We start from the raw sequence: 21,069 nt of genomic DNA, 5'->3' as shown, positions 1-21,069 counted from the left end.
CCCGCCCAAAAAAAATTTGATTTTTTTTCAAAAGGGGTAGACCGAATCGCCAGACTATGCTAATGTAAAAAATGAACCAAATGGCGAGCGTAGCCAAGGGGTTAAGGCAGTGGATTGTGGTTCCACCATGCGCCGGTTCGAATCCGGTCGTTCGCCCTCCATCTGAAAATCAAAATAGAGACCGGGCTTGTGCCTGGTCTCTATTTTATCGATTCGATTTGCCATCGAACCTCAGAATTTACACCGTTTTTCACCGATTGGGTGAGAGAGGTTTCCGCTTCCCCCTCTTGCTTGTAGAGACGCGATTTATCGCGTCTGTGACCCAGGTCCTACTGTGACAACCTCTAACATCCCAATCGAAAAATGGTATTAGCCCCCGTCGGCGGGCGAAAGCGCGATCGGGCGGGCGCGATTTCCATCCAGTGCGTTTTATCGGCACGCCACCGGAGATGAGATTACACCCCATAATAGGAGCGATACCAGGAGACAAACCGGGGAATGCCCACCTCAAGCGGCGTCGTCGGGCGAAACCCCACATCCCCTTCCAGTTCCTCAATATCCGCATAAGTGGCGGGGACATCTCCCAGTTGCATGGGAAGAAACTCCTTTTGTGCCTTCTCACCCAGACAATCTTCCAGAATTTCGATAAACCGCAGCAATTCCACCGGCTGATTGTTGCCGATATTGTAAATTTTATACGGCACATCCACCGGTGGGGAGTGAAGGTTCGCCCCGGAGGTTTGGGGAATGCGATCGAGAACCCGCACCACCCCAGTAATAATATCGTCCACGTAAGTAAAATCCCGTTTCATCTTGCCATAATTAAACACTGGAATTGGCTTGCCTTCTAAAATCGCTTTCGCGAAGATAAATAATGCCATATCCGGACGACCCCACGGGCCATAAACCGTGAAAAAACGGAGTCCCGTAGTCGGCAACCCATAGAGATAGCTGTAGGTATGTGCCATCAGTTCGTTGGCTTTTTTGGTGGCTGCATACAAACTAATCGGACAGTCTACATTATCGCGAACGGAAAACGGCATTTTGGTATTTGCGCCATAAACCGAACTGGAAGAAGCAAACACCAAATGCTTTACATTTCCGTGACGACAGCCTTCTAAAATGTTGGTAAAGCCGACTAGGTTGCTATCCACATAGGCGTGAGGATTGGTTAAAGAATAGCGTACCCCAGCTTGAGCGGCTAAATTCACCACCCGATCCGGTTGGAACTGGGCAAACAGGTTCGCCATTCCTTGGCGATCGCTCAAGTTTAATTTGCAAAACTGAAACTGCGGGTTTTCTTGCAACTGCGCCAATCGTGCCCGTTTTAAATTCACATCGTAATAATCGTTAAGATTATCCAGACCGACAATCGCTTCCCCCCGCGCCAACAGCCGTTGACACAGATGGAAGCCAATAAAACCCGCAGCGCCCGTGACTAAAATAGGTTTCATTAACGCTTACAAACTCCAGTAGACTATTTTCTCGGGAAAAATAGTGGGTTCAAATGCCGATTTCACATCCATGAAAATCGCCTCCGGATTCATGCAGCGGATTAATTGGTTCGGCGAGAGTTCTAAATACTGGCGATGTGCCACAGCCAGAATTATGGTATCGAGAGCGAAGAGTTCTTCCCAAGGAGCGAGGGTAATGCCATATTGGCGCGAGACTTCTTCCGGATTGGCGATCGGATCGTGAACTAAAGGCGCAATGCCAAAGTTTTGGAGTTCGCGCACGATATCCGGGACGCGAGTATTGCGAGTATCCGGAACATTTTCCTTAAATGTAATCCCCAAAATCCCCACCCGAGCTTTTTTCATGGGTACGTTCTCGTAATTGCTGAGCAGTTTAATCGATCGCTCCGCGATATAGCGCCCCATGTTATCGTTGATGCGACGACCGGCGAGAATCACTTCCGGACGATAGCCCACGGATTTCGCTTTTGCGGTGAGATAATAGGGGTCAACGCCAATACAATGACCGCCCACCAGTCCCGGTTTAAACGGCAAAAAATTCCACTTGGTTCCCGCTGCAGCTAACACTTCGCGACTGGGGATATTCAGGCGATCGAAAATTAACGCCAGCTCGTTCATTAAGGCAATATTCAAATCGCGCTGAATGTTTTCGATGACCTTGGCGGATTCAGCCACTTTAATCGAAGGGGCGCGATAAACCCCCGCATCAATAATCGTTTCATAAACTGTGGCGACCCGTTCTAGGGTTTCTGGATCTTCACCGGAAACCACTTTGACAATCGTCTCCAGTCGGTGTTCTGGATCCCCGGGATTGATACGTTCGGGAGAATAGCCTAATTTGAAATCGATGCCTTGGCGCAAACCAGATTCTCGGGCTAAAATTGCGCCGCAAGTTTCTTCGGTGACGCCGGGATAAACTGTGGATTCGTAAACCACTACCACACCGGGTTGAAGCATGCGCCCGACAATTTCCGAAGCACGGATCAGCGGCGTCAGATCCGGGTAATGATTGGCATCAATGGGAGTGGGAACGGCGATAATAAAAAAATTAATGTGGGTTAAATCGTTAGGGTCGCTGGTGAATTGGAGTGTGGTGGCAGTTAAGTCATCTGCAGAGACTTCACCAGTGATGTCGATTCCCTGTTTGAGGTCGCTTATTTTTTTTGAATTGATATCAAACCCAATGGGATTGGGGAATTTTTTGGCTATGGCGATGGCTAAAGGTAGCCCCACATAACCGAGACCGATAATCGCGATTTTTTCCTGCATGATTTTTCTGGATTACATAGGGGGTTGGAAAGGTAGATGCTCCTAATCTCAGAAAAAAAACGATCGCTTTATTGCAGTTGGAGAAATGGTGGAACTGTTACAGTTCCGAACCTTCGTAAACTTGGGCAGACCGTAAGGTTTTCAATTCAGAAGCGATACCGGGAGTGGGAAAGGGAAGAGTGGATTGTCCGGTATCCGAGAGATCCACTTGCTCGAACCAGAAGAATGCCCCGATCGCCAATGTGCCGATCGCGATCGCACTCGGTAGCGCGATCGCCGGGGATGGGTTAAGGGCGATCGCCATTCCCACAACCCCACAAATGCCGGCCACTTTGTACAGTCGTGCCACCGCTTGCGGTACGCTTAAGCCAATTTTCACCAAGCGATGAGAGCTATGATCCCGACCGCCATCGGTAATTTTCAGTTGGCGACGCAGGCGCGAGAAGGTTACGAGGGTGGTGTCGAAAATCGGTACTGCCAAAATGAATATCGGCACTAACCCGATCCAGGAATATTCCGACGTGGGGGAAACCACCATCAACCCCAGTGCGGCGACCAGAAATCCGATGACCAGACTGCCGGCATCTCCCATGAAAATCGTGGCGGGATGCCAGTTAAACCGCAGGAAACCGACGGTGGCACCGAAGAGAGTCGCACAGAGTACGGAGACATGGAGCTGCCCTTGGGAGAAGGCGATCGCGCCGAAACAGAGGCAGGCGATCGCCGCCACGCCACTGGAAAGACCATCCATATTATCTAGGAGATTCATGGCGTTACAGATTCCCACCACCCAAAAGAGGGTGAGGCCGATATCCAGGGGGTCAATCCCGGTGAGATGGAGGGAAATGCCGCTGTAAATGAGGGCGATCGCCGCCACCAGTTGTCCGGCGAGTTTGGGCAGGGGATTGAGTCCGCGCAAATCGTCATACAATCCAATGCCGGCGAGCACCGTGGCCGCGATCGCCAGGGTCAACCCCTCCGACAGCAACCAGTGCGAGTCCAGAATCAATACCGTGGCCACAAATGCCCCATACATGGCGATCCCGCCCAGGACGGGAATCGGTTGGTGATGGGCCTTGTGCCGTCCCGGTTTGTCCAGCCACCGAAACCGATTTGCCGCATTGCGGGCGATATAAGTCCCGGCTAAGGCGAGGGAGACAGAGAGAATGAATCCCTGAGTTAACAGCCAATGTTCGTTCATAATTTTCCCCATGCTGGTACTTTTGCATAATTGGGCTGGTGTGAGGGGGCTGGGGGTCAGAGAAAACTGGTTAAATTAATCTAAAAAAAAGATTGATTCTGCCCTTTGAGTGTGGTATAATTCAATCTTCAGGTTAGGCTTGTGCGCTACGCGACAAAGGTTTGCGAGGTTGGCAGATGGCCAAGTGCCTTGTGGGCGCGATCGCATGGTTTCAACTCACCCCGGTTGGGCATCTGGCTCGCTCTATCCATTATATTTTTCGGGATAATTTTGTGAAGCCAGTTTTCTGACACCTGCACCCAGATGATAGCTCGTTCGTCTCATTGGAAGAGAGTCCGTGACTTTTTTCTCCCAAAAGATAAATCGATTGCCAGTAATTTCCCGGTAGATGCAGTCCAAACCTCTCACTTATATCGCAAATCACCCATTGCCTGTCCGTAAATCCACGATGGCTTCATTTCTGTAGGCTGGGCATTGCCCACCACAACCTAGATAGAGAGACTAACCCTTCTGGGTTCTCAAGACGAACTGCGTTTTGATGCGGATGCGTTCCCTGTGGCCAATTGACGATGCTGGGGCAGGTGAAGTAAAGTTTTGTAAAGCCCGTCCATGTCGGTGACTAAGCGCGCTGAGTTATATTTTTTTACCGTAAGCGTTTGTGCCTGCTGTGCCATTTCAGCGGTACGGGTTGCCTCGGCAAACCGATTGAGAATCGCGTTTGCTAAGGCGGCGGGGTCGCGCGGGGGCACCAGACGCCCGGTGTCGCCATCCCGGATCAAATCCGGAACGCCGCCGACCCGGGTAGAAATCACCGGACAACCGGCAGCCATTGCTTCAATTAACGAAGCTGGGGTGCCTTCATTATCCGAGGAAATCACCACCGCATCTAAGTCCGCATACACTTGCGCCAAATCCCGCCGCCATCCGGTGAAGATGACCGCCTTCTCCAGATGGAGTTGTTGGACGTAGGTTTCCAGGTCCGCGCGCAGTTCGCCGTCGCCGACGAGCAAAAAGCGGAGGTTGGGGTTGTGTTGATGGGCGATCGCCGCCGCATCCAGGAATAGATGCAGGTTTTTAATCGGCACCATCCGCCCCACTGCACCCACTAAACCGATATCGGGGGTTAAGCCGAATTCGGCACGAAACCGATTTGTTTCTGAGACTGCTTTGAGGCGATCGAGTTCCAAGCCTAAAGGAATGACTTGGATGTGGGTGGGATGGGTGATGCCAAACTCGAGGATTTCCGATTTGAGGCGATCGCTAATGGTGATAATGCGACTGCTGAGCTTCGCACAAATTTTCTCTAACTCGATAAAAAAACGAGTTTTTGCCCGACCGAAATATCCGTGAAAAACATGGCCGTGAAACGTATGCACCACCAGAGGCACACCCGCCAACCGCGCCGCAAGTCGCCCCACAAACCCCGCCTTCGCCGTATGGGTATGGACGATATCCGGTTTCCACTGTCGCATCAAGCGATAGAGTTTCATCAAGGTGACGATATCCTGACGGGGATCGATGGCCCGTCCCAGATCCGGAATGATTTCCATCGAGAGGTGACGGGCGGCGAATTCATCTTTCAGGGTGCCTTCGCGACTGGTTTCCATTCCCGTGACCAGGAGACATTCGTAACCGAGACGAGTTAACCCTTCATTGAGTAAGGTGACATGGGTAGCAGGCCCACCGATATTCATGCGGGCGATAATTCGCATCACGCGGATGGGGGGGGAGGGAGAGGAAGAAAGCATGGTTATGTGGAAGTTATTAAAGGTAGTTTGAAAACCAGACGGTTAGTAATGAATTGGGAGGAAAAGATTCTCCCGGGTTCAATATTATTTATTTTTGGCTAGAAATTCCCAACACCTCCTCGTAAACGGCGATCGTTTTTTGTACCATGCGTTCTACAGTAAATTCTTGTTCCAATCTTTGCCTTCCAGCTATGCCAAATTGCTGGCATAAACTTGGATTTTCTATCAGCTTTAATAGTGCTTGCGCTAAGGCATCAGCGTTGTCCGGGGGCACCAGCAATCCCGTTTTTCCATCAATAACAATTTCAGGGATCGCCATAACATTGGAAGCAACGACGGGTTTACTCACAGCCATTGCCTCTAGCAAAACCAATCCAAATCCTTCGCCAAAAGTAGGAAAAGCAAAGATATCAAACTCTGACACCACGGCACTTAGTCTGGGTTGATGGACATAGCCAAGAAAATGAGTCTGTTCTGCAATTCCCAAGGTACGAGCTTGTTCTTCCAATTTGGTGCGATATGGCCCGTCCCCAACAATTACGAGAGAAGCTTGTGGGTGCTGTTCGAGACATTTTGCAAAAGCATCAAGCAGAACGTGGACGCCTTTTTGGTGCAGCAGACGGCTGACTGTGCCGACGATCGGTTTGGGAAGGTTAACCAGTTCTGAATTACCTTGAGTTCCCGCCAGGAATTGTTCCATTTCTAGGGCATAGTGAATCACCCGCATTTTTTGAGAGGGAAGTTTTTCGGTTTGCACCAGCCATTCACCGATCGCTTGAGAGATAATGATTAATTGTTGTTGCCATTGGGCAGCCATTCGGTCTAAAAAACCGTACAGTTTTTGAGAACGCCAAGGATTAAAACCATGCTTCGTGGAAACAATGGCTTGAATCCCTGCTAATCTTGCCGCCAAAGTACCGTAGATATCGGCATGAAATAAATGAGTGTGGATTAAGTCAAAAGAGTTGGATCTCAAATAGCGTGTTATCTGTGTCACGATAAGGGGGTCTATATCTCCCGACATAGAAATTAGATGAGTCTGAATTCCAGAAGCCTGCATTTGTTCGATGAAAGGTTCGGGACGGTCTTCTGAGTCCGCCAGCACTAGCATAGTTTGCTCGTAACCGTGCTTTTTGATCTGGGGAAGTAAGGTTAGCAGGTGGTTTTCCGAACCGGCAACGCCTGCGACTTTTTGAATGTGTAAAATATTCGCCATATATAGCGAGCCTAAATCAGTTGTGCAAAAATTTCGTGTTTTTAAAATTATAACGATCGAAAATATTAAATTTAAATAAAGTTTGTAAAATTTGTTTAATTATATAAAAAATTGTGCATACAGGGTAAATAATTCGGATAAAATTTTTAACTTGCAACCAGATTCCTTCGACCGTATTTTATTTGAGAGCATAAGGATCAAAAAGTTCACAAGCGATCGACCTTTTTTTATCTTTACCGTCATTTTCGGCTCTCAAAAACTCTTTCATTTCTTATCCTCTATGATAGCTGGCACCCTCCCCAATCAATAAAAACTTCTGGTGAGGCGGATGATGTTTTTTAAGTTCCTCTAAAAATTTCACTGTGTTTTTTCCATTGCCTCCTTCATAAGGACTCACAATAAAGTTGTTGGTCAGCAAGTTTAAGGCTTTATAATAAGTTTGACGATCGCGTTGATTGGGTATGTCTACAAATCCTCTATCTTTTTTATCTGCCCATAGGTATCCAACCCCATCATCTCCCAAGAGGTGACATTCATTTACTGAATACACAGCAAGCTCTCCAGACTCTATCTGTGGTTTTAGTTCTTCCAGTAAATCAGCTATTTCTTGATTTCTTGCTCTGACCTGTTCCGGATCCTGTCTGGGATGCTTTTGATTGGCTTTTTGCCAAGTTATTCTGGCAGATTTTAGAATGTTATAATAACTTCCTCTTGATTTAAAGACTGCATCATACTTTTCCATAATATACTGTTATATCTCAAAAATATTTTGTCTCCATGAAAGCTCTATAAGCCAGTGAATATTTTTTATTTTACCTTGCTTTGAATAAAGTTTTTACCTATTGCAAGCAAGTTTAAGTCCGGAAATACTTCGTTTTTCATCGTTTTTTTGCTGGACAATAAAGCTCTGGAACACTCTTACTCTCTCTTTATTTTTTTTATAAGAGAAGCCCGAACATCTTAGTCTAACTGCCTCCGCTCTCTTCCATTTTCTGATATCTTTACAAGTGGAAAGAAACTTTTCCACTTCCTGAATATGTTCTTGTACATCGAGATAATCCTTTTCACCAACCATGTTGCACCCTAAAAAAATCACTCGATCTTCTATTGTATTAGACTCATTCCCAAGTTGCATAAGTGATTTTGAATCGCTATAATTTAGAACTTGGTTACAATATAAATTGCAGAATAAGCAATGGCTGCGATCCACCATCCCTTGAGAATAAAGTTGTATTTTTGGCTAGTTTCTTGACCCACACTAGACAAAATGTATAAAAGAGCAAAATGAGGTATGCTTTGACGATGTATAGTCAACCCCAACATCAGAGACAAACCAATCGTCACTTGCATGGCTATTTCTACTAGACCAACAACACAAAACTCACTGTTTTTCCAAAAGCATAAAATTCCTTTTAAAAAAAATGGCATCATCAAATATTGAGTCAACCCAATTAAACCAATTACAAACGTAGAAAAATTGAAGTCTCCAAAAATCACCAGAGGAGATGGAGAAAAAGGAGCGCGACTTACTTGAATCAGAATATTTCTCAAAGACCAAGGCTGGTCAATATCGAGGAAAGACCTGGTTACTGATGAATTGGCTGTTTGCAAAGTGCCCCAAGAAGCTGTAGCACCGATAAAGATTCGATTATTAATGTGTTCTATAGCCGTATTTAAAAAAGGTCGCATTACAAAAAAAACTACTCCGCCAACAACCGCTATCATTAAAATTCGTTGCCAAGATAAAAAATTACGAATTTTCCATTCTCCTTGACCAAAAATTAAATAAAAAACCACAGCTATTAGAGGAAAAAGTGCCCAGCCCCCCCGGATAAAAGCAGTGATTCCTACGCAGAGCAGCGCAAAAATCAGGCGCGTTCCCAGCATCCAAGAGGGCACTAACAGTCCCCACAATGTTAGAATTAGCAGGAAAGCACAAGGCAATTCCTTGAGGTTCATGGCAGAATAAAATAACAGCGGCGGAAGAAAAATGCAAAAATTCAGCGCTCGACTGGCAGAGTTTATATCCGGATAAATTTTATAAGTTATATCGCAAATAAAAAAAGGCATCAGACTGCCCAATGTTGAATTGAAAATTTTGGGCAGCAGCAAGTTAGATCCGAACGCTATATATAAAAGTGAAACCACTGCAACATATCCATCTCCTAAGACATCTGTAAATGACAGGGAAAGGAGGTCTGTTGCCTTTTCGTGTAATATCTGCTCATCTTGTTCTTGATAAGCATAGGTTAACAATAAGCTAATAAGAATTCGCAAGAGAAAGGCAATTGTGAACAAATCTAGGGCATTTTTGGGCGATCGGCGACTGGAGACAATTCCCAATCCAATAGAATAGGCAAGTATTAGAGGCACAATTGCACCTTGAATAGAGATTTCTGTAGATGGCAGAAATGGAGACTGGGGATGTTCAGCAAAATGGGCGGCCATCGTTACTACTATCAGTACAAATCCCACCCACAGTGAAAACTTGGCAACTTTTCCGATCGCTTTGTTGAACATTCGATTAAATATGCTCGCTCGAAGATGGTTGGACAAATTTCAGCACTTTTTGAGTTCGTTCTATCCAGGTATATTCTCGGACTTGCCGTCTGGCGTTTTCAACGAATTTTTCACCAGTAGAGCGATCGCTCAAGATAGTTTTTAGAGCATTAGCCAATGCTAAGGCATCTCCTGGTTTCACTAACCAGGCATTTTCTTTATGTTGCAAGACTTCGCGAATTGATGGCAAGTTGCTGGCAACTATCGGTACTCCTGCTGCCATATATTCAAATAGTTTCATTGGCGAAGTAAAATAGGCGGAAAATTCCGTCCACTGCCAAGGAATTGTTACTACGTCACAAGCACGCATCCAAAGAGGCACCTGATTATTGGGGACGCGATCGACAAACTGAAGACGATGTTCGGGAACGCCTAAACGATGAGCAAGCTCAAGATAACTGGGGACAGCTTCCATCGGGCCACCCACGCATAACAGTAAAGGTTCTTGACCATCGAGAAGTGGCAACTGAGCCATTGCCTCTACCAGTTCCGGTATGCCTTTTTCCATTTCCATTGTGCGAAAGCGTCCGATGTAGCCAATAATCGGACGTTCTAAGGGAAGTCCGACGCGTTTTCGGCATTCTTGTTTATCTGGCAAATCGGCAAATAGAGACAAGTCCACTGCATCAGGATGAACGATAACTTTTTCAGCAGGAAACCCCATTGCCACAAATTCTTTTTTGATAAATGAGGTGAGTACGACCACAAGCTGCAATACTGAATTTTGAGTGAGTTGACGTAGGAGCGCTCGTTGCCCTCTTTTTGGAACCACATGAGCTTCGTAAATCGTTGGTAGTCCTAGTCGCACTAACCAGAAAGCCAGACTAATGTCGCGGGTATAATACAAATCTGCTTTTTCTCGGCCAGCTACCCAGGCAGCATAAAATGCCCACAGAAAAGCATGAGTAAAAAAGAACAGTGCAAAAGCTCGATCGGGAATAAATTTAATTAATCTAACCACGTCCCAATTAGGAAGCGTCTGGATCTTAAATGTGGATGTAATCCCGTAGTAATCAAACACGCTGGTAGTTTGCAGACTGCTATTGGGTTGATGGCGATCGGGGTGCAGTAGTAGCACATCTAAACCTTGCTGTCCGAAGGCTTCGCACATTTTGCAAATTTGATAACCGTGTGCTTTTTCCGTTGGCATTCGAGCATTTGCAATGTAAACCAGTCGTTGGGAAATCATACTTTTTTTGAGATAACAAATAGATGGTGGATTGGGTTTGAAGGAACTCTGTAATGGTTTTGTAACTGGAGAGATTCAACTGCTGCGATTTCCCTCAAAATTGTTGCTAACGAACACCCCGGACGTCCGATTTCCCAATGATGGTCTTTGGCACTTTGTGGAACCTTCAGGACTCTGTTAGTTAGTCTAGGAAAACTGACAATTTGTCGGATAGCGTTACGACTGGAAAAAATTCTGAGATCCAGACTCAGAAACCAACGCACATCTGGAACGCTAAACAATAGGTATTGTTTAGAGACTCTTAACATTTCTATTAAACTCGGTTGAAGTAGTTCAAAGGGCTGATGTTCTAGTACCTGAAATGCACATACGCAATCAAATTGGTTTTCTTTACAAGGTATTTGAGTGACATCACCAACATATGTAGGATTGGTTTCTGTTATGATATCTAAGGTTTCAACTCCAATGTTTCTTTGAGATACATAGTGACTCATAAAATTGTTTCCTGGCCCTACCTCTAAAATGGTTTGCCCAGGATTAACTAAAGTGAAAATCTCATTAATTTGATGCCAATATGACCCAAATCTACCTTCGTAGTCGTAGCTTTTTTTTAAATAATTATTTTTCTTCATAATAAATCGCTCCAACTAACGTATCGCCAATAGTATATAGTATAATAAGATTCACGAATTTATTATTTTATTTTTTTGCTGTTAAGTAGTACATAAGCACCCATCTGTTTTCAAAATTACTTTTTTTGAGATTTTTAAGTACATTATCTAAACCAATTGCACAAGTTCCACCTATAGTATTTAAAATTTTGCCTTTAAATAACGGGTGGATTATCTGAAATGCTGATTGGAAAATGCCCCCCAATGGGATTACATCAATTTTGGCAAAACCAGCGTGTTTGAACAATTTATTTAGGCTGCTTTCAGTGTATCGAAAATAATCATGAGGATCGCCATGAATATTAATAAGGAATGGCACCATCACTTCACAATTACCTCCGGGTTTTAGTATTCGGTACATTTCGCCAATCAACGGCTGGTGATTGTAAATATGCTCTAGAAGATTAAACGCAATGACAGCATCAAACTCAGAGTCTTCAAAAGGCAGAGGTTGTTCGAGGTTGCATAGGACTGTTGGTTTATTATCAGGCACAATATCAGCCGTGACCCATTCAGTTACTTGAGATTCTAACAATAGCCGATATGACGGTCGATCGCCTCCACCCAAATCCAATATCCGACCCTGTATTTTGACTCGTTCGCGAATAATCGAGTTCATTCTAACACGGGCGATTGACTTGCCTTTCCATAGCCAGTAAATAACTTATTTAAATTTCATAAAAACCCCTCAAATAATTTTGATTATTTTTTCATGTGACAAATTGTTCAATTAAATTTGCTACTAATCCAGTTAGGCTGTGATGAGTAACTACGATATTTCTCAGTTTTGTAGCCATTTCATTTTGGTAAGTTTCAGTCATGGATAATAACAGCAAGAGGCGATCGCACAATTTTTCTGTACTTCCATCAATTACCCAGGTATTCGCTAATGCTGTTCCCATAACTCGAATAAAGGTCTGATTAGCGACAACAACAACTAATTCGCAACTCATCGCCTCTAAAACCGCCTTATCCATCCCACCAGTAGGGCACAAGTTGACAAAGCAGTCAGCTTGTTGATAGTAATCAACGACTTGGGGAAAGGGGATACTTCCCGCCCAAAACACTGTATCTTGCAACTGATACTGCTCCACCTGATTCTTTAATTCATCTTCATAAAGTTTGTCTGACTCGCTTGCTGGTCCCCCGACGATTTTTAGGCAAACAGACATATCGGGCTTTTTTTCGCGCAATAAAGCGATCGCTTCAACCAGTAACTCGACTCGTTTGATAGGGGACAGACGCCCCACGGTCAGAATTGTAAAAGGACGTTGCCTTGAACTTCGATCCCCCCCTAGCCCCCCCTTTGGAAAGGGGGGAACAAGAGGCACAGACAAATGATCTCGTTTAGGAACAAACTTTTCTGTGTCGATGCCATGACCAATAACTCTAACTTTACTGCTGGGAATCCGAAAACTTTCTTTGGAAGCCGTGACCACGCGATCGACACAAACTGTTGCTAAACGTAGAATTGGCGTTACTGATTTATGGGTGTACCATAAAACGGTATGAATCTTTTTTAAGCGAAGAAAAGGAGCGGCCATCACCGCAAATAGAGGCATCATGTGAGCAAAGCAAGCATCATAATGCTGCTCTGCTAGTAACCTGCCTAAAATACGATAGAATTCGATCGCCCTTCGGGGTTCGCTATATCCTTTTTCCTTACCAACGGAGTGTACCCAGACATTTTGCGGAACTTCAATCTTGCCCGATCGCATGGTAATCACGTCAATGGACTCCACGTGTTCTGCCAGGGCCGCTATCCAACGAGTGGCAAACCCTAAAATGGGGTCATCAACATCAGTTGCCAAATTAAAAAGTAGAAGGCGCATGATTCATTCCTCCTTGGTTTAGCAACTCTTGTGCGGCCTCAAAAATCTTGCCATATCCTTGCACGTAGCCTTCTGTGGAAAAGAATTGCTCTGCAAAAGCACGAGCATAGCGTCCCATTTCTTTGGCCTCAGTGGGATGTTCTAGCATCCAGCGCAAGCGTTCGGCGAGAGCTTTTTCATCTCCTGGAGGCACGAGAAATCCATTAATGCCTTCCTGCACTATGTCGGGAATCCCACCCACCTTACTGGCGATCGCAGGTGTCCCAGTTGCCATTGCTTCTAGAACGACTCGTCCAAGTCCTTCCGAGAGGGAGGGCAGCACAAAAACTGACGCCTGACTCATGTACTTTGCTAACTCTGGCTGCTCCAGTTGCGAGATAAATTGAACCTGACTTTCTAACCCCAACTTGCGAACTTGCGCTTTCAACTGGTCAGCATAGGTTTTGTCATCCTCACGTCCAATAATTACTAACTTTGTTTGCGTAAAATCTTGGGCAATACTGGCAAAAGCGTTGACTAGATGAGTAAGACCTTTTAAATAAGTTAAGACGCCAGCATAAACAACTTTTGGGGATTCAGGCTCATTCCTTGGAACGCTAACATTTAAAAATGTTTCTATGTCTGTCCAGGTAGGAAATTGTACAATTGACTTGTCACTCAACCATCGCTGTAATTGTTGCCCCGTAACATGAGACACTGAGCGGAGTAAGTCAGCACTGTTCAGGGTAAAATTCGCCGCATATCTCATCAATAAGCGATAAATGCCCGTGAATCGAATCTGCTTTTGTAAAAATAGGCTTTCTTCAAAATCACCGTGGCTTTCCACCACTAACACTACCTTTCGCCCAAAGCAACTAGCCATCTTTTTTGCTAAAGCAGCGGCCACCCCTTCATAGGGACTTTGAGCCACCAAAATTTGTACCCGATTTCGGAAAATTATCCACAGAGTTAGAATTGTCCCCAGAATTAACATTTCTGCATAGCGCAGGATAGCCCAAGGTAGCTGAGGCATTAAATAAAAGTGAGCGTGTTCGGTAAACTGGCGCGGGAGAATGTTTGGAGAAAAGCCGATTATAAATAACTCTCCTAATGGCTTGAGAGCGCGAAATTTTTTTTCGCTCGTTTTATCTAGGGGATGGCTATAGCGAGCGCCACCTATCCAGCAACAAGCTATGTTTGGGGAATTTTTGCTGTTTCCCAAGGTTTGTGTGCGAACATATTCTTGATTTTTCACGGCTTTATTTGGCGATATTAGCTTTAAATTAAGTTAAACAAATTATCTAGTTTACGCTATAGATTGATAAAGATTAACGTAGGATTCAACTACTTTGTTCCACGACATACTTTGAGCGAAATTTATGGCATTACGAGACATTGAAGACCAGTCAAAACTAGGGTCTAGTAACTTCATCATGGATTGCGCGATCGCATCAGTATTTCCTTGCTCTACTAAAAAGCCACTGTATCCATCTTTAATCGCATCTTCATTGCCGCAGTCTAACGATCCTATAGAAGGCACTCCAAATGAATTTGCTTCTAAGTGAACCAGACCAAACCCTTCAAAACTATTACCGACATTCATCGAAGGCATCACCAGACCGCGAACTCTACTGTAGTAGTAATTGAGTTCTTCTGTGGAGACAGTTCCTAAAAAATATACATGGTTTTCAAGATTGTTTTCATTAATCTTATTTTTCACTTGTTGGACATAGTTGGTCTGAGCAATAGAGCCAGCAATATACAGTTTAGCCTCTGGAAACTTCTCAACCACTTTTGCCAGGGCTTCAACAGCTTGCAAGGTTCCCTTCCTGGCTTTGACTTGACCGACTGCTAAAAAAGCGTTCTCGCGTTTAGGGAACTGCTGATGGTTGGGAAATAACTGAATATGTTCTGTGTTGACTCCTAAAGGAATTACTTGTAATTTATCCGCAAATTCTGGTAGTCGTTCGTTTATTAGTCTGGCGACATAATGACTGATAGTCGGAATACTCTCTGCTAATTTATAAGCTTGGTAGTAGAGATTACTATTTTTTTGATTAAGACTAGAGAAAGCATAGGTTCCGACTGCATTAACCAGCAATTTTTTTGGATTTCTTGAAGCCGCAAGATAGGCTAAAGGCATAAAGGGTTCGGCAAAACAGTGGACTATGTGACAGTTGCTAATTTTGGAGCGAATTTTCAACCAGTCCCATTGTAAATTAATCGGTTTGCGGATGCCGTTGGAAAAGGAACGGAGAACGGAGTAGCTTTTGAACCCATCTTGATTGGCTTTGGGAGCAGAAATATCCAGAAAAACGACAGGTTCTATTCCATAGTCAGGAAGCCGTCTAATAATTTCGTAGGAATAACGCCCCCATCCGTTATCAAGGGACAAGCTGGTGGTCAGACAAGCAATTCTCATGGTTTCATTTCAGCTAAAACTGCTCCTAAAATTTTGAGGATGAATCACTGATGCTTTTCTTGTAGCAAACCGCCATACTGCCATAGCCAAAGTTATGCAGTAACGGTCGATCGCGATATGTATCTATAGCAATCTGAACCGACTGCAATGGCGGAATATATTGTGTTAGGTAAGGAAAAATAAGTGGCCCTGCTTCAAACTTCTCAATTTGGAAACCAACACTTTCTATTTGCTGACGCATGACCCAAGGGAAGCGCCAAATATGGGGTAACTCGTTATTTCCTGCATATCCTTCATCGGGACCTTCTTTTCCTGATAACCAAGCAACAATTGTTTTACTCAAGCCAATGGGCATTGCCATGAGCGATCGCCTGCCTAATTTCCAATAGCGATCGCCACCCAGCAGTACCCAACAAGCCGGATTTAAGCAAGTAGGCATGGCAATCAGCGCCACACTCCGGGTTACACGGTACAACTCGCGCAATCCCTGATGCAAATCGGGTAAATGTTCGAGTACGTGGGAACTAATTACTACATCAAAGCTATTGTCTGAAAAGGGGATATTTTCCGCGTCTCCTTGCAAAAACTTAGGGTTAACATTCCACTGATAAGCTAAACGACCAGCCGCCTCGATATTGGGTGCAGATAAATCAACTCCAACCACATCAATCCCTTGCTGTGCGATTAAGCAACTGAGTACGCCTTCTCCACAACCGGCATCAAGTACCTGCATCCCTTTTTTGAGATAAGGTAAAAATTGGTCATAAATTTGGCGGTGAGTATAGCTTCGCAGCCAGTAAGGCGAATTGTATCTTTTATCAAAAATGCGATCGGGATAAGTTTCGTAGAAGTTTTTGACTTTTGCGCTCATTTTAACTCTCCAGGAACAGCAGTAGCGTTTTTCCACTTGTAAAGAAGATAAATGGTGGCAAATAAATGCCCTCCCAACCCACCAGTAATCAGCCATACCCATGCCAAACCAACATATCCGCCTAAAGGAATTGCCATCGCAAATCCTGCTAAAGTAAGTATCACAACTAAGGCGGAGTTACTCGCCCAAAATTTCATTTCACCGGTGGCCATAAACACTGGTTTTAGCCAAAAGAAGGTTAGCCAAATCGCGGCACCTAAAAATAAAAGCTGGATAGCTTGAGTAGCCGGTTGGTATTCATTCCCAAAAAATATGGTTAATCCCCTAGGTAGGATTAGGGTGAAAGCCAAAACAGTCAATCCCAAGGGTATTCCTATCTGAAAGGCTAGTTTTTTAACTTTATTTTGAATAGCAGATATCTTGCCTAAGCCGGAAAGTCTTGATAATTCTGGATAGGTGACAGATTGTAATGGTCCGACAAAGTAGCTAACGATGCTGCTTAATTTTTTGGCTAGTTGATAGTAGCCAACTTCTAAGGGACTGCGAAAGTAGCCTAATAATAAAGTATCGATTTGCTTGGGAATAGTTCCTATCAGAGCTGTGATATTGTTGTAGAACAAAAATTTGAATATTTCTTGACTCTGTTGTTTGAGATGTTGTAATTTTCCTTGAGTCAGGAATGCCCCCCAGTGGCGATAAATCATTAACCACCCGATCGCCCCTTTAACTAATCCCATTACTGCCATAGCAATGGTATTTCCCCAAACAACGCCTGCCACTTGCCAACCAGCGCTCGCTAACCCCAAAACTAACATCACGCGCAAAAATGTGGTGAAAGTTTCTATCCAGGCAATCAAAGGAAATTTTCCCAATGTCACCAAAACTGCACGAGAAGTACCGACTAATCCTCGGGGAATAAATGCCGCTGCATAGATGACAATGAGTCCCACTGCTTCTGGACGATGAGCAATGGCTTCAGACGCCCAAGTCGCGGTGAATAATATGGTTAAAAAAGCTATACAGGCAATTCCCAAATCAATTAGATATCCTAATTTGCACATCGCCAGCACCCGATCGCGATCGCCTTGAGCATGAAATTCGCTTAGGTATTTGACAGATGCCTCAGAGGATCTCGCATCAAAAAATGTAAATACCAAACCCGGATAGGTCATCACTAATGCCGTTACTCCATAAAGTTCTGGCCCTAGCCATCGGGCAATCAAAATTCCCTGAGCAAAACTTAACCCCGCTCCTACAAAGTTGGCGATCGTCAACACTCCCACATTTCGCACAAATTTGCGTCCAATTACTTTGGCGTAGAAGTTTGCACAGATTGCTCTGAGTGAGAACCAGAGTTTTCTCATTCGTTTGATTGTCCTGGTTTCCGCGTTACTAGCCGATAAGCAAAAGCAGCGGGTCGGTTGTGATTTTGTGTAAATCGCCGATCTAACCAATTGCATCCTGCTTTAATCAGTTGCTCTATAAGTTGAAATCCGAGTCGCTTTGCAGCCTCGGTAACGGCTGAACCAACAACGGTAAACACCCATAAGGGACTATCAAACGAAATTATTTCAAACTCATTGAGCAAATGCTGCAATCCTAATGGGCTATATCGCCAATAATCATCCCCATGAAAAGGATGCATCCAAGGAACCCAAATAATAAATAATCCTCCCGGTTTTAAAATTCGATACACTTCTTTCACTGATTGAAACGGATCCAAAAAATGCTCCAAAGTATCCTTACTTATCACTAAATCAAAGCTGGCATTTTCAAATGGCATGGCATGAGCGTCGCCGACTATTGTCGGTTCTCCATTGTCAAACTTTCGAGTATCAAGGTTGATATAAGAATAACCTAATTTTTCTAAGGGTTCTCGAAGTTTGCCTCTACCGCCTCCTAAGTCTAGCGCATCTCCCTTACCGGAAGGAATTACTTCTAAAATTAACGAATTATCTGTAGTCATACATCTTTAACGATAGTTGTAAGTTTCCTTTCCAGCAATGTTGCACAATCGTCTACCATTTTCTGTAAGCTAAATTCTTCCATAGTCCGTTTTGCTCCTTCAGCAAGCTGCTGTCTTTGGGAAGTGGATTCAATTAATTCGGCCACAATTTTTCCAAAAATTTGATAGCTTTTCGGGTCGGTTAACCGTCCGTTTTCCCCATCCCTGACTAATTCTGGGGTTCCGCCAACGGCTGTTGCCACTACGGGCAATCCGACACTCATGGCTTCGAGTACCACATGGGGCAAGCCTTCGTAAGTGGAATAAAGGACAAATAAATCCGACGCAGCCATGAAGCCCAGCATTTCTGTTTGACTGCGTTGTCCGGCAAAGTACACCCGATCGCCCATCTCCAAATTTTCCACCAAGCGTTCTAAACCTCCGCGTTCTGGCCCATCTCCAATGACAACCAATCCGACTTGCTTCAACGGTGCGATCGCTTCAACAATTTTATCCACCTGTTTCCAGGGAACCAGTCGCCCCACCGTCACCACCTTAATCGGTGTAGTCAATGGCAGGTTACCGGGGTGAATTTCTGGAAATTGCTTTACCGCATTATAGATAACAGAAATCCTGTCTTTATCCACCCCCCACCCAGCAACCCAGCGAGCCAAGTAGCAACTCGGAACGATAATGCGATCGGCTTGTCGGACACTCCAAGAGCGCATCCACTTGAGTGTTTCTACCTTCAGGTTATATCTGTGTTGTTGAAACTCCTCAAAATTGTCCTGCACCCAACCTCGATTGGTCGCTCGTTCCCACGCCGGATCGCCAACCACCTTCATCACCAACGGTTTGTGCAATCCCCAATTTGCCACTGCGGTTTCCCAAAATATCCCATTGGCATAGATGACATCTACATCCGCTCCATAATGCCGAATCTGCTGGATATACTCCCAAGGTCGTCGCCACAGGGGCACCCGGCGATTCATCCGCACCACTGGAAAGGGATACTCGCGCTCATCGTGAGAAAGATTCTCCGGTTCGCTGGTGGTCAAAACCCGCACTTCGTGACCGCGTTGCATCAATCCTTTGGCGATCTGCGGCACGTAGGTAGCTGGACCGCCAATATCTGGAGGAAAGATGCCGGTGATTAGCAAGAGCTTCATGCGATAACCACCGTGTTTTGAGTCTGAAAACTCTCGATCGCATCCTCCAAAATCTCATCCAGCGATCGCGTCGGTTTCCAGCCAAGATACTGCTCAATTTTGCTAATATCCGGGAAGCGTCGCTGCATATCTTCAAACCCAGGGGCATACGCTTGCCCATAGGGAATCACTTCGATTTCAGACCGCCGGTCATCTCCTTGAGTTCCCACGCGATCGATAATTTGCTGGGCTAAATCCAGAATCGAAATCTCCTGTTGTGACCCCACATTAAACACTTCCCCGATCGCCTCGGGAGACTCCGCTAAGCCAATCAGCGCCCGTACTGCATCCTCTACGTGCAAGAAACAGCGAGATTGTTGTCCGTCTCCATAAACCGTCAGGGGTTCTCCCCGCAGTGCCTGCTGCACGAAGCGCGGAATCACCATCCCATAGCGCCCGGTTTGTCGCGGTCCGACGGTATTAAACAGACGGGCGATCGCGACTGGCAATCCTTTCTCGTGATAGTACGCCAACGCTAAAAACTCATCCACCATCTTCGACGCGGCATATCCCCAACGGTTGCGACTGGTTGGCCCGAGGACTACATCATCGTCTTCGCGAAACGGAATGCTGTGTCCTTTCCCATATACCTCTGAGGTGGAGGCAATTACCACCTTCGCTTGATAACGATGGGCGGTTTCTAGCACTTTTTCCGTCCCCATAATATTGGTCTGAATGGTGTGAACCGGATTTTCCACTACCAGCTTCACCCCCACTGCGGCAGCTAAATGAACGATAACATCCGCTTCTGATGCCAATCGGTCTAAGACCATTTCGTTTGCGATATCGGAATACGCAAAGTGAAAATCCGGGCGATCGAGTAAATGTCGAATATTCTCTAGGCTGCCGGTGGATAAATTATCGATAACCAGCACCCGACAGCCTTTAGCCAAGAGGGCTTCCGCTAGGTGAGAGCCGATAAAGCCCGCGCCGCCGGTGATTAAATAAGTGGGGTTTCGCTGTTTATAGTCATTTAAACTCATCGGAGTACCATCTCTTTTCTATTTCATCAGAGCAATTTGTCGCACCCGATTGATTCTAACCCTGCGGTTAGGCTTCTCTAAAACTGACATAAAATTCGGCAATTTTTGTGACAAATCGTGCTTATAAACTGCAAGATATGCAGTTTGTTGTGCGCGATTCCTTTATAGTACAGTCTTGACTCTTCGTTTCTGGAAAGGTTCCGAGCAGCCTCAGAAAATTTTAGGGAGACTCCATCGGTAAAAAGACTCCTTAATATAAAGGCTCCCATACGGCTTTTGACTACCTCAATTATCGTATGGTACAGCTTTGACTTTGAGTTTCCGGAAAGGTTCCGATAAAAATTCCTTACCTCGACATTTACGGTGTCAAGCATTCACTTAAAAAGTAAAAATATGGTAACTTTCCGGTCAGAATAGCATAGAAAATGCTTTTCGTCTATTAGCCTTTAGGCAAGTTAACCAAACATCACCGACGATTACTGTTAAGTTTTGTGAATTTTT

The 21,069-nt window shown here is 45.0% G+C and carries 19 protein-coding genes and 1 tRNA gene; 1 reads left to right on the top strand and 19 read right to left on the bottom strand.

The window, feature by feature from the left end:
• Window positions 1-83 precede the first annotated feature (83 nt).
• Window positions 84-156 (top strand) — tRNA-His (locus LKK83_RS21840).
• Between the two features lie 299 nt (window positions 157-455).
• Here the strand turns inward: LKK83_RS21840 and LKK83_RS21835 are convergent.
• From LKK83_RS21835 to LKK83_RS21745, 19 genes are all read right to left on the bottom strand, one after another.
• Window positions 456-1,454, bottom strand: a complete 999-nt coding sequence (locus LKK83_RS21835) for an NAD-dependent epimerase (RefSeq protein ID WP_324633461.1) — start codon at window positions 1,452-1,454, stop codon at window positions 456-458.
• Window positions 1,455-1,460: 6 nt separating this feature from the next.
• Window positions 1,461-2,744, bottom strand: coding sequence for a nucleotide sugar dehydrogenase (locus LKK83_RS21830; RefSeq protein ID WP_324633459.1), 1,284 nt, complete (start codon window positions 2,742-2,744; stop codon window positions 1,461-1,463).
• A 97-nt stretch (window positions 2,745-2,841) separates the two neighbouring features.
• Window positions 2,842-3,945 carry a glycosyltransferase family 4 protein gene (locus LKK83_RS21825; RefSeq protein ID WP_324633458.1) on the bottom strand — a complete coding sequence of 368 codons (1,104 nt, stop codon included), beginning with the start codon at window positions 3,943-3,945 and terminating at the stop codon, window positions 2,842-2,844.
• Between the two features lie 518 nt (window positions 3,946-4,463).
• Window positions 4,464-5,693 (bottom strand): glycosyltransferase family 4 protein, encoded by a 1,230-nt coding sequence (locus tag LKK83_RS21820; protein ID WP_324633457.1) that lies wholly within the window; start codon window positions 5,691-5,693, stop codon window positions 4,464-4,466.
• An 88-nt stretch (window positions 5,694-5,781) separates the two neighbouring features.
• A complete protein-coding gene (locus tag LKK83_RS21815) occupies window positions 5,782-6,909 on the bottom strand; it encodes a glycosyltransferase family 4 protein (protein WP_324633456.1) in 1,128 nt (375 codons plus the stop codon).
• 271 nt (window positions 6,910-7,180) lie between these two features.
• Window positions 7,181-7,651, bottom strand: coding sequence for a winged helix-turn-helix domain-containing protein (locus LKK83_RS21810; RefSeq protein WP_324633455.1), 471 nt, complete (start codon window positions 7,649-7,651; stop codon window positions 7,181-7,183).
• A gap of 93 nt (window positions 7,652-7,744) precedes the next feature.
• Entirely contained in the window at window positions 7,745-8,044 is a 300-nt protein-coding gene (locus tag LKK83_RS21805; protein WP_324633454.1) for a hypothetical protein, read from the bottom strand.
• A 23-nt stretch (window positions 8,045-8,067) separates the two neighbouring features.
• Window positions 8,068-9,429: a hypothetical protein gene (locus tag LKK83_RS21800; protein WP_324633452.1), complete on the bottom strand. Its 1,362-nt coding sequence runs from the start codon at window positions 9,427-9,429 to the stop codon at window positions 8,068-8,070.
• A gap of 4 nt (window positions 9,430-9,433) precedes the next feature.
• The gene (locus LKK83_RS21795; RefSeq protein WP_324633451.1) at window positions 9,434-10,618 is read right to left on the bottom strand and encodes a glycosyltransferase family 4 protein; all 1,185 of its coding nucleotides are present in this window, start codon (window positions 10,616-10,618) and stop codon (window positions 9,434-9,436) included.
• A 35-nt stretch (window positions 10,619-10,653) separates the two neighbouring features.
• Window positions 10,654-11,289, bottom strand: a complete 636-nt coding sequence (locus LKK83_RS21790; RefSeq protein ID WP_324633449.1) for a class I SAM-dependent methyltransferase — start codon at window positions 11,287-11,289, stop codon at window positions 10,654-10,656.
• A 67-nt stretch (window positions 11,290-11,356) separates the two neighbouring features.
• A complete protein-coding gene (locus LKK83_RS21785) occupies window positions 11,357-11,947 on the bottom strand; it encodes a class I SAM-dependent methyltransferase (protein ID WP_324633448.1) in 591 nt (196 codons plus the stop codon).
• A 91-nt stretch (window positions 11,948-12,038) separates the two neighbouring features.
• Window positions 12,039-13,160, bottom strand: coding sequence for a glycosyltransferase family 4 protein (locus LKK83_RS21780; RefSeq protein WP_324633447.1), 1,122 nt, complete (start codon window positions 13,158-13,160; stop codon window positions 12,039-12,041).
• On the bottom strand, window positions 13,141-14,394 hold the full coding sequence (locus tag LKK83_RS21775; protein WP_324633446.1) for a glycosyltransferase family 4 protein: 1,254 nt from the start codon (window positions 14,392-14,394) through the stop codon (window positions 13,141-13,143). Before LKK83_RS21775 ends, LKK83_RS21780 begins: the two co-directional genes overlap by 20 nt.
• Window positions 14,395-14,445: 51 nt before the next feature.
• A complete protein-coding gene (locus LKK83_RS21770; RefSeq protein WP_324633444.1) occupies window positions 14,446-15,561 on the bottom strand; it encodes a glycosyltransferase family 4 protein in 1,116 nt (371 codons plus the stop codon).
• A 25-nt stretch (window positions 15,562-15,586) separates the two neighbouring features.
• A complete protein-coding gene (locus LKK83_RS21765) occupies window positions 15,587-16,432 on the bottom strand; it encodes a class I SAM-dependent methyltransferase (RefSeq protein WP_324633442.1) in 846 nt (281 codons plus the stop codon).
• Window positions 16,429-17,796, bottom strand: a complete 1,368-nt coding sequence (locus LKK83_RS21760) for a lipopolysaccharide biosynthesis protein (RefSeq protein WP_324633441.1) — start codon at window positions 17,794-17,796, stop codon at window positions 16,429-16,431. The genes LKK83_RS21765 and LKK83_RS21760 overlap by 4 nt, the downstream gene beginning before the upstream one ends.
• A complete protein-coding gene (locus LKK83_RS21755; protein ID WP_324633440.1) occupies window positions 17,793-18,398 on the bottom strand; it encodes a class I SAM-dependent methyltransferase in 606 nt (201 codons plus the stop codon). Before LKK83_RS21755 ends, LKK83_RS21760 begins: the two co-directional genes overlap by 4 nt.
• Entirely contained in the window at window positions 18,395-19,546 is a 1,152-nt protein-coding gene (locus tag LKK83_RS21750) for a glycosyltransferase family 4 protein (protein WP_324633439.1), read from the bottom strand. Before LKK83_RS21750 ends, LKK83_RS21755 begins: the two co-directional genes overlap by 4 nt.
• Window positions 19,543-20,568: a GDP-mannose 4,6-dehydratase gene (locus tag LKK83_RS21745; RefSeq protein ID WP_324633438.1), complete on the bottom strand. Its 1,026-nt coding sequence runs from the start codon at window positions 20,566-20,568 to the stop codon at window positions 19,543-19,545. Before LKK83_RS21745 ends, LKK83_RS21750 begins: the two co-directional genes overlap by 4 nt.
• Between the last annotated feature and the right edge of the window lie 501 nt (window positions 20,569-21,069).

Source organism: Phormidium sp. CCY1219, assembly GCF_035615515.1.
GTDB lineage: Bacteria > Cyanobacteriota > Cyanobacteriia > Cyanobacteriales > Laspinemataceae > CCY1219.
Note: the sequence above shows the minus strand (reverse complement) of the source record. Positions and strands in the feature narration are given on the sequence as shown.